The sequence below is a fragment of the Bacteroides sp. L10-4 genome (assembly GCF_013373675.1).
GTDB classification, from domain to species: Bacteria; Bacteroidota; Bacteroidia; order Bacteroidales; family Bacteroidaceae; genus Bacteroides; species Bacteroides muris.
The window spans coordinates 1-10,081 of the sequence record NZ_JABXJH010000088.1 but is presented as its reverse complement, the minus strand read 5'-3'; the positions used below and the strand labels follow the sequence as shown (position 1 = coordinate 10,081).

At 46.7% G+C, this 10,081-nt stretch carries 8 protein-coding genes and 1 pseudogene; 4 read left to right on the top strand and 5 right to left on the bottom strand.

All coding sequences use genetic code 11. The features are described from left to right. The 4 genes and pseudogenes from HU824_RS18255 to HU824_RS18240 form a co-directional block, all read left to right on the top strand. Positions 1-200 (top strand): annotated as a pseudogene (locus HU824_RS18255) (nucleoside-diphosphate-sugar epimerase); the annotation flags it as partial. Positions 201-432: 232 nt separating this feature from the next. Next, the gene (locus HU824_RS18250; RefSeq protein ID WP_176469627.1) at positions 433-1,383 is read left to right on the top strand and encodes a glycosyltransferase family 4 protein; all 951 of its coding nucleotides are present in this window, start codon (positions 433-435) and stop codon (positions 1,381-1,383) included. A gap of 124 nt (positions 1,384-1,507) precedes the next feature. Then, entirely contained in the window at positions 1,508-3,073 is a 1,566-nt protein-coding gene (locus HU824_RS18245; RefSeq protein ID WP_176469626.1) for an ATP-binding protein, read from the top strand. Between the two features lie 39 nt (positions 3,074-3,112). Continuing rightward, the gene (locus HU824_RS18240) at positions 3,113-4,675 is read left to right on the top strand and encodes an ATP-binding protein (protein ID WP_176469625.1); all 1,563 of its coding nucleotides are present in this window, start codon (positions 3,113-3,115) and stop codon (positions 4,673-4,675) included. Positions 4,676-4,753: 78 nt separating this feature from the next. Here the strand turns inward: HU824_RS18240 and HU824_RS18235 are convergent, their stop codons facing one another. From HU824_RS18235 to HU824_RS18215, 5 genes are all read right to left on the bottom strand, one after another. After that, positions 4,754-5,542 (bottom strand): N-acetylmuramoyl-L-alanine amidase-like domain-containing protein, encoded by a 789-nt coding sequence (locus tag HU824_RS18235; protein WP_176469624.1) that lies wholly within the window; start codon positions 5,540-5,542, stop codon positions 4,754-4,756. Positions 5,543-5,684: 142 nt separating this feature from the next. Then, a complete protein-coding gene (locus HU824_RS18230) occupies positions 5,685-6,554 on the bottom strand; it encodes an alpha/beta hydrolase (protein WP_176469623.1) in 870 nt (289 codons plus the stop codon). A 93-nt stretch (positions 6,555-6,647) separates the two neighbouring features. Next, on the bottom strand, positions 6,648-8,639 hold the full coding sequence (locus HU824_RS18225; RefSeq protein WP_176469622.1) for an OPT family oligopeptide transporter: 1,992 nt from the start codon (positions 8,637-8,639) through the stop codon (positions 6,648-6,650). A 96-nt stretch (positions 8,640-8,735) separates the two neighbouring features. Then, positions 8,736-9,131 (bottom strand): DUF1573 domain-containing protein, encoded by a 396-nt coding sequence (locus tag HU824_RS18220; RefSeq protein WP_136010891.1) that lies wholly within the window; start codon positions 9,129-9,131, stop codon positions 8,736-8,738. A gap of 91 nt (positions 9,132-9,222) precedes the next feature. Further along, a complete protein-coding gene (locus tag HU824_RS18215; RefSeq protein WP_176469621.1) occupies positions 9,223-9,930 on the bottom strand; it encodes a precorrin-2 C(20)-methyltransferase in 708 nt (235 codons plus the stop codon). Positions 9,931-10,081 lie beyond the last annotated feature (151 nt).

The following is a 10,081-nucleotide window of genomic DNA, read 5'->3' as shown; positions in this document are numbered from 1 at the left end:
TGATGGAGTTCTGTGCCCGTGTCGGGACTTTGCTTCATTTGCCTTTGAATGCGGAGCGCCTGCGCAAGCTGACTGAGAATTATGTGGTGAGTAATGCGAAGATAAAGGGCGCGCTGGGAATTGACCGCATGCCGGTGAGGGCAGAGGAGGGGATAGTGAGAACGATAAAATCGTTCTCACATATAAAAGTTAATAATTAGGCATTGTTAGTGGTGTGATAAAAATCTAACACTATTATTAAACAGTTAGTATTTAGTTAAATACAAGGGTATATTGATTTTTTGATTTGAATTTGATTTACTTATCACCAAGCAGTCCCCGGCAATCAATTCAAACCAAGATGTCAAGGTTCTCCCTTTATTTGATGATTTTAAAGCTAATGCGATTTTATCGCACCGGTAGTAATTAAGAATTAAATAGGAAAGTACTGTTATGTATTATCTGCTGATATTGGTTCTGCTGTTTCTGGCAGAACTTTTTTATTTTAAGGTGGCTGACAGGTGCAATATCATCGACAAGCCCAATGAACGGAGTTCCCATACGAAAGTGACTTTGCGCGGCGGTGGGATTATCTTCTATTTCGGCGCATTGGCTTATTTCCTGACGAGTGGTTTTGAATATCCCTTTTTTCTGCTTGCCTTGACACTGGTGACGTTCATCAGCTTCGTGGACGACATAAGATCCACCGGGCAGATGACACGGCTGCTTTTTCATTTCTCTGCCATGGCTTTGATGTTTTATCAGTGGGGACTGTTCTCCTTGTCGTGGTGGTGGATAGTCATAGCCTTGATAGTGTGTACTGGTATCATCAATGCCTACAACTTTATGGATGGGATTAACGGCATAACCGGCGGTTATTCTCTGGTTGTTCTTGCTGCCTTGGCCTATGTCAATAAGGAGGTGGTGGCTTTTGTGGAAGCGGACTTCATCTATACCGTTATCTGCTCCGTTCTAGTCTTCTGTTTCTTCAATTTCCGCAAACGGGCCAAGTGCTTTGCGGGTGATGTGGGTTCGGTGAGCATTGCCTTCATCCTTCTCTTCCTGATAGGCAGGCTCATCATCCAGACTGGTGATTTCAGTTGGATAGTCCTTTTATCCGTGTATGGTGTGGATAGTGTGCTGACTATCATTCACCGCCTGATGCTTCACGAGAATATCGGCCTGCCGCATCGCAAGCATATGTATCAGATTATGGCGAATGAGCTGAAGGTTCCTCATGTGGTGGTTTCTTCTATTTACATGGCAGTGCAGGCAATCATTGTCGTAGGATATATAATGTGTTTAGGTTACGGTTATTGGTATTTGACAGGTATAATTCTTTTGCTTTGTTTTTCTTATACCTGCTTTATGAAGAAGTATTTCGGATTGCACCAGTCTACGTGAGTAATACTGAAATGATGATTAGTAAAATAATGAAAGGCGATGGAGACTAAAATCTCCATCGCCTTTCGTCTTTTTTTGAAATATAAATCGTACCTTTGTCATACACCAATCAGGTTATAATAACATGGAACAGATACGTAAACTGCCGATAGGCATACAGACTTTTGATAAACTACGTGAAGGCGGTTTTCTTTATGTAGATAAGACGGCTATGATTTATCAAATAGCATCTACTTCTACTCCTTATTTCCTGAGCCGTCCCCGTCGTTTTGGCAAGAGCCTGCTTCTTTCTACTTTTGAAGCCTACTTTCAAGGACGCAAGGATTTGTTTCAAGGTTTGGCCATCGAACAGCTGGAAAAGGAATGGGAAGAATATCCGGTTTTGCACTTGGATTTGAATGCCCGGAAATATGAAACTGCTGCTGACCTGACGGCTATGCTTAATCAGTATCTGGAGAAATGGGAACTGCTCTATGGTCAGGAGAAGAAAGACCGTAGTCCGGAAGAGCGTTTTGCTTACGTGATAGAGCAGGCATGCACGCTGACGGGAAAGCAGGTTGTTGTGCTGATTGATGAGTATGACAAGCCATTGCTTCAAGCGGTCTTGGATGAGAACTTGCTGGATGAGTATCGGAAAATATTGAAAGCGTTCTACGGTGTCTTGAAGAGCACTGACCGTTATCTTCGTTTTGTTTTCCTGACCGGAGTGACCAAGTTTGCGCAAGTAAGTGTGTTCAGTGATTTGAACCAGCTGAATGACATAAGCATGGATAGAGCATACAATGCTTTGTGCGGCATTACACAAGATGAACTTATAAAAACATTTGGCCCGGAAATACAACGGTTAAGTGAAAATGAAGAACTGACTTTGGAGGAAACGATTTTTCGGTTGGCAAAGAAATATGACGGCTATCATTTTTGTGAAGATACTTCGGTGGGGCTTTTTAACCCTTTCAGCCTTCTGAATGTATTTCAGAAATTGAAGTTCGGCAACTTCTGGTTTCAGACGGGTACACCTACTTATTTGGTGGATTTATTAAAAAAGAGTGACTATGATCTTCGCCTTTTGCTGAATGGCGTAGAGGTTACTGCCTCTGCCTTCTCTGAATATCGTGCAGAAGCTAATAATCCTCTGCCTATGATTTATCAGAGCGGTTACTTGACTATAAAGGCTTATGATAAGGAGGTTTGCCTTTATACGCTTCAATTTCCGAATGATGAAGTATGTTATGGTTTCCTCAATTTTCTGGTTCCTTTTTATACTAAAGTTACTGATGATGAGACTGGTTTCCACATCGCTAAATTCATGCGTGAATTGAAGAGTGGGGATGTGGAGGCGTTTATGGAGCGTCTTAAGATATTCTTCTCCGGTATTCCGTACGAGTTGAGTGATGATACGGAACGTCATTATCAGGTTATTTTTCATGTAGTGTTTACTTTGCTGGGACAGTTCATCCGGTCCGAGGTTCGCAGCAGCCGCGGCCGTGCGGACGCAGTGGTTCATACCCCTACCGCTATTTATGTTTTTGAGTTCAAACTGGACGGTACGGCCGACGCAGCTCTGAAGCAAATAGATGAAAAGGGGTATCTGATTCCTTATACCTTGGATGGAAGGAAATTAGTGAAAGTAGGTGTGAACTTCAGTAAAGAAACACGGAATATTGATGAATATATTGTCGTGGAGGAATAAAATCGTACCTTTGTCATACACCAATCAGGTTATAATAACATGGAACAGATACGTAAACTGCCGATAGGCATACAGACTTTTGATAAACTACGTGAAGGCGGTTTTCTTTATGTAGATAAGACGGCTATGATTTATCAAATAGCATCTACTTCTACTCCTTATTTCCTGAGCCGTCCCCGTCGTTTTGGCAAGAGCCTGCTTCTTTCTACTTTTGAAGCCTACTTTCAAGGACGCAAGGATTTGTTTCAAGGTTTGGCCATTGAACAGCTGGAAAAGGAATGGGAAGAATATCCGGTTTTGCACTTGGATTTGAATGCCCGGAAATATGAAACTGCTGCTGACCTGACGGCTATGCTTAATCAGTATCTGGAGAAATGGGAACTGCTTTATGGTCAAGAGAAGAAAGACCGTAGTCCGGAAGAGCGTTTTGCTTACGTGATAGAGCGGGCATGCACGCTGACGGGAAAGCAGGTTGTTGTGCTGATTGATGAGTATGACAAGCCATTGCTTCAAGCGGTCTTGGATGAGAACTTGCTGGATAAGTATCGGAAAATACTGAAAGCGTTCTACGGTGTCTTGAAGAGCGCTGACCGTTATCTTCGTTTTGTTTTCCTGACCGGAGTGACCAAGTTTGCGCAAGTAAGTGTGTTCAGTGACTTGAATCAGCTGAATGATATAAGCATGAAGTCTCCTTACGCTGCTTTGTGTGGTATTACCAAAGAGGAGTTGGTGAAAACCTTTCTGCCGGAACTTGAGAGACTGGCTAAACGAAGAGGGGTATCCTTACAAGAAGTGATTGATTTGATGGAACGTCAATATGATGGTTATCATTTTCATCCGGAAGGCATAGGAATGTTCAATCCGTTCAGTGTATTGAATGCTTTTGATGCAGAAGAGATGGGGTACTACTGGTTTCAGACCGGCACACCTACTTACTTGGTTGACTTGCTGAAGCAGAGTGATTACGATATACGTCTATTGATAGATGGAGTGGAAGTGCTGGCTTCCGCTTTCTCCGAATATCGTGCGGAAACAAAAAATCCTCTTCCGATGATTTATCAAAGTGGTTATTTGACCATAAAAGGGTATGATGATGATGTGAAGCTATACACTTTAGGCTTTCCGAATGATGAGGTACGTTACGGCTTTCTGAATTTTCTGGTTCCTTTTTATACTAAAGTTACTGATGATGAGACTGGTTTCCACATCGCTAAATTCATGCGTGAATTGAAGAGTGGGGATGTGGAGGCGTTTATGGAGCGTCTTAAGATATTCTTCTCCGGTATTCCGTACGAGTTGAGTGATGATACGGAATGTCATTATCAAGTTATTTTTCATGTAGTGTTTACTTTGCTGGGACAGTTCATCCGGTCCGAGGTTCGCAGCAGCCGTGGTCGTGCGGACGCAGTAGTTCATACCCCTACCGCTATTTATGTTTTTGAGTTCAAACTGGACGGTACAGCCGACGCAGCTCTGAAACAAATAGATGAGAAGGGGTATCTGATTCCTTATACCTTGGATGGCAGGAAATTAGTGAAAGTAGGTGTGAACTTCAGTAAAGAAACACGGAATATTGATGAATATATTGTCGTGGAGGAATAGGAACGAACAATCATATATATGGAAAAGGCGATGAAGATTTGATTCTCCATCGCCTTTTCCATATTATAGTATTTCACCTTATTTCTTCATTCTCAGCACCCGTATTCCCGTCCACTTATTATTGTCTTTCAGCATTTGTGACAAGGAGACCTTGGAGGCCACCACTTTCTTGTCGGTAGAGGAAGCGTGTACCAGCAGGAGTTTGCTGTCTGCATAGAAAGCGATTCCCATGTGGGCTACATCCAGCCCCGGAGTGTTGGTGGTGATGGCTATGATATCGCCGTCTTTAATCCACGGAAGGCCATCGGCGGGAAGTTTGGCTTTGGGAAGATAGTGAACTTCCTTGCCGGACAAGGATTGCTCTATCTTCTTCATTTTGGCTACGTTCTCCGGAGAATTTGCCAGCTGCTTGTAGAGTTGGGGGTGGGAAGACATGTAGGAGATGGACAGCTTTTCGGTGTCGGGACTCATGGCATCCGTTACATCCTGAAGGAAGCCGTTGCGTACGCCATTGTTTATCCAGTCGGCAATATAATGCAGGCGGGAAGTGTACCCGTCGATTTTACCGTCACGGTAACGGATTTTCTGCAGGTTATCGGCGAAAGCGCTTTCCGAGATGTCCCCGTCGGCCAATTTGGGGGTGAGTGTCTCTGCCAGCACATATTCCACCAGCGTGGTGCAGTCTACCTCATCGCAGTTGATGACGAGTTCCTCGGGACCATCTGTCTCCAGCGTATGGGCCACGTATGGCACATCCAGATACTTTATTCCATTGCTCAACATATCTTTCCCTCCCTGGGCAGAAACGGAAGTTACCAGAGTTGCCGCACAGAGGGCGCTGAACATAAATTTAGTCATTGTTTTCATTTTTCTTTCTTTTGATTATTACTGTTCTTAAACGTAAAAAGGATGCAGCAAATTTACTACATCCTTTTTATAAAAGCTTAATACGGGGGAATTAAATTCAATACTGCCGGATTAAATATTTATAAATTCTTTTGAGGCAGATTCAGAGGCCGGGGAATACGAGCCCTTCACGCAGCCACTTCTCCAGTTCTTCGGTCCATTGACGCTTGTAGGGGAAGTTGTCACGGAATCCCCAGCCATGTCCGCCGGTAGGGTAGGCATGCAGGCTGGCAGGTACTTTATGGTCGCGCAGGGCGAGGAAATAGCCGATGCCATTGATGGGTGGCACCGCATCGTCATCCGAAGAAAGCATGATGAAAGCTTGGGGGGTGCGTGCCGATACCTGTCTTTCGAGTGAGTATTTCTGTTCCAGTTCCTGAGACGGGTTTTCTCCGAGGAGATTGGTGCGTGAGCCTCCATGAGTGATACCCGGTTGCATGGAGATGACCGGATAGAACAGTATCTGAAAGTCGGGACGGGTTTTGTCACTGCTGTAGAGAGTGGCTAGCGAAGCGGCCAAATGTCCGCCTGCAGAGGCTCCCATGATGCCTACGCGCTGAGGGTTGACGCCCCATTCGGCAGCATGTTCGCGTATGAGGCGAATGGCTTGTTCGGCATCAGAAAGGGGGATTTCATTGTGGCCGTTGGGCATGCGGTACTTCAGTACTGCGTACGTAATGCCTTGTGCATTGAGCCAGGAGGCCATGTCGAGTCCTTCGTGGCGCATGGCAAGACCGCTGTAAGCGCCTCCCGGACACATGATGATGGCCATACCGTTGGGCTGGGAAGCCGAGAAGATGGTGAGGGTAGGGACGGTAATGTTGGTTACCCATTCATTGTTATAGTTCTGTTCTGTTTCGGACGGTCTGCTGTTGTTGGGGGCTTTGTCGGGCCATAAAGGCAATTCGACGGGATTTTGTGCAAATAATAGGGCCGTTGTAAATAAAGAAAAGAATAATAGAATCTTTTTCATGTTTCTTATATTTAAAGTTATTTGGTTTGAAAGGAATAGGGGGACTTTCCGTCCCCCTTATTCCTTTCAAATGTTGAGCTTGTGAGATTTCAACTATTTGGTTTTCATGGAAGCTTTGATGAGATAGCATATCAGCAGGACGTATGCACCTAGTGCCAGTACTTCAGACCAGGTATTCTGTAACCATGCATCGTTCACGAGGTTGATTCCTCCGAAACGCATGGCGGCGCTTGCCACACCCATCAGTGCACCGCCGGCAATGAAACCGGAGGCCAGCAGTGTGCCTTTCTCTCCACGTTCGGCATTGAGAGCGGCATCCTTGCTGCGGCTGGTCACGTACCAGTTGATGGCACCGCCCACTACCAACGGAACATTCAGTTCCAACGGGATGAACATGCCCAGTGCGAACGCCAGTGCGGGAATCTTGCAGAAGTTGAGGATGACGGCCAGCACTGCACCTATACCATAGAGCAGCCAGGGCGCACCCACACCGTTCATCAGAGGTTCGATAACGGCTGCCATGGCATTGGCCTGGGGAGCGGCCAATTGTCCGCTGGTGAAACCGTACGTCTTGTTCAGGATAATCATTACACCACCTACGGTAGCGGCGGAAACGATGGTTCCGAGGAACTTCCAGGTCTCCTGTTTGGCAGGTGTGCTGCCCAGCCAGTAACCGATTTTCAAGTCTGTGATGAAGCCTCCTGCCATGGACAGTGCCGTACATACAACACCGCCCATCACCAGTGCGGCAACCATTCCTTCGGGACCTTTCAGCCCTACGGCTACCATGACCACGGATGCCAGGATCAATGTCATCAACGTCATTCCGGATACGGGGTTTGTGCCCACAATCGCAATGGCATTGGCGGCCACAGTGGTAAATAGGAAAGCGATGCCTGCCACAAGCAGGATGGCTACAATGGTATGTGCCAGGTTGCCCTGCATCACATCGAAGTAGAAGAAGAGAACAACCAGCAGCAGTGTGATGGTGGAACCGATGGCGATAATCTTCATGGAGATGTCCCGTTGCGTGCGTTTTACGCCGGCCTCTACATTGGATTTACCACCCATTTCCTTGGCAGCCAGCCCTACGGCACTCTTGATGATGCCCCAGGACTTGATAATGCCGATGATGCCTGCCATGGCAATGCCACCGATACCGATGCTCTTGGCATAATATTTGAAGATTTCTTCCGGAGTCATGGCGCCTACGGTTGCCGTAATCTCGGGGTTCCATTGGTTCAGTACGGAGTCTCCCCAAATCATGGACATGCCGGGGATAATAATCCACCATACGGCCAGTGAGCCGGCACAGATGATGGACGCGTATTTCAGCCCTACGATATAGCCCAGACCAAGCACGGCAGCACCCGTGTTAACCTTGAACACCAGCTTGGCTTTCTCGGCCAGCATTTCGCCGAAGCCGCATACGCGGGTGGTGAAATTCTCGTTCCACCAGCCGAAGGTTGCCACGATGAAGTCATATAGACCGCCGATGATACCTGCCATGAGTAACGGTTTTGCCTGGCTGCCGCTCTTTTCGCCGGAGACGAGCACTTGCGTGGTGGCTGTTGCCTCGGGGAAGGGATACTTGCCGTGCATGTCGCTCACGAAATATTTGCGGAAGGGAATCAGGAAGAGAATACCCAGCACACCTCCCAGCAGGGAGCTGATAAAGACTTGTGCGAAGGTGACGGTGATTTCTTTCGGATAGGTTTCCTGAAGGATATAAAGTGCCGGAAGGGTGAAGATGGCGCCTGCCACGATGACGCCCGAGCTGGCGCCGATGGACTGGATAATGACGTTTTCGGCCAGTGCATTCTTGCGTTTGGCTGCACCCGATACGCCGACGGCAATGATGGCGATGGGGATGGCTGCTTCGAATACTTGCCCCACCTTCAGCCCCAGATAGGCTGCTGCGGCCGAAAAGAGGATGGCCATCAGAATACCCCACGTCACCGACCAGGCATTTACTTCTGAATACTTCTTGTCCGGGCTCATCAAAGGGTTGTACACTTCTCCCGGTTTCAATTCACGGAACGCATTTTCTGCTAGTCCGGTGATAGGTTCTTCTTCTTGTTTCATAGGTTTTGTAGTTTTATGTTTTTCGTTATGGAGTTCAAAGAAAGCAAAAAAAAAGGAGATTTAAAAAAATCTCCTTAATTCTGTATGGTAAAATGCTTATTTGGCATCTTTTGCCGTCATATCTCCTTCGATAAACAATCGCATTATTTCCGTTTTGGCATTGGTGCGCAGGGTAATGGATTTCTTGAAGTGGCCGGGGTATCTTCCGGTTCCATTATAGGTTACTTTCACTGTGCCCGTCTTTCCAGGTGCTATCGGTTCCTGTGAGTATTCGGGAACGGTACATCCGCAGGAAGCCACGGCCTGATGGATGACAAGCGGAGCATCGCCTACGTTTGTGAACTTAAAGGTGTAGCTGACCACCGGGCTGTTCTCGGAGAATGTGCCGAAGTTGTGGGTGGTCTGTTCGAATTTGATGTCTGCCTTTCCTTGGGCATAGGCACAACCGATGCTCATAACCAGCATCAGCATATAAAAAGCGACTTTCTTCATGTTCTTATCTTTTTTATATTTCAACGGCGCAAAGGTAACCCATTTTCATTAAAATAATGCCTATGGCGTGCGAAATTGTATTAAATCGGGCTCAAAAGGTCTCTGTACGAATGATAAGCAGGGAAAAATAGGGGAAGCGGATGGTCGCTATCCGCTTGCTGTCATTGATATACTTCTCTTCCGGAGTGCCTACATTCTCAAAATAGTGATACCGGTATTCGGGATGCAGGCGGATGCAGCGGTGAATCTCATCGGTGCATCTGGACAGCTTCATGATGACAACCGCACTGTTTTCGCTTGTCAGTTTCTCTATCTCTTCTGTCGTAGTAATGCCGGGTATCACCGTCAGCCGCTCTTCCTGGCTGGCTACATGGAGCCCGCCCAGTGCGCCGGCGGCAATGAAGGCGGGGATACCGGGGATGTGTTCCACGGGGATGCCGTCTGCCTGCAGTTTGTCATATACATAGTGTATGGAAGAGTAGAATCCGGCATCTCCTTCGGCAACGATACAGACCTTCTTTCCTTGTTGCCGGAGGGTGGAGCTCTCCATATAGACCTCGTCGTAGGCGCTCAGGGCTTTTTCGCGCTGTTTGCTCATGGGGAGTGGAAAGCGGCGCACCGTGTTTTCCGGAATGTCGAGTTGCAATAGGATGTCGGCTGCGCGTGAAACTCTGTTTCCATCTTTGGCCAGTGTCTCGGGACAGAAAATACAGTCGGCTGCCTGCAGGGCTTTCAAGCCTTTTATGGTAATCAGTTCCGGTTCGCCGGGACCGAGAGATACAAATATGACGGGGAACATTTGCATGAAGACATTAAAGGTTAACACTACTGTCCAATAAAAGTTAGCTAATCGGTCTTTGAAATTATTGAAATACAGTCTTTTAAGCAGTCCTTTAGAATGAAACGGATTTGAATTCGTAGCTTAGCGGTCAAATTGAAGGCCGCTTATG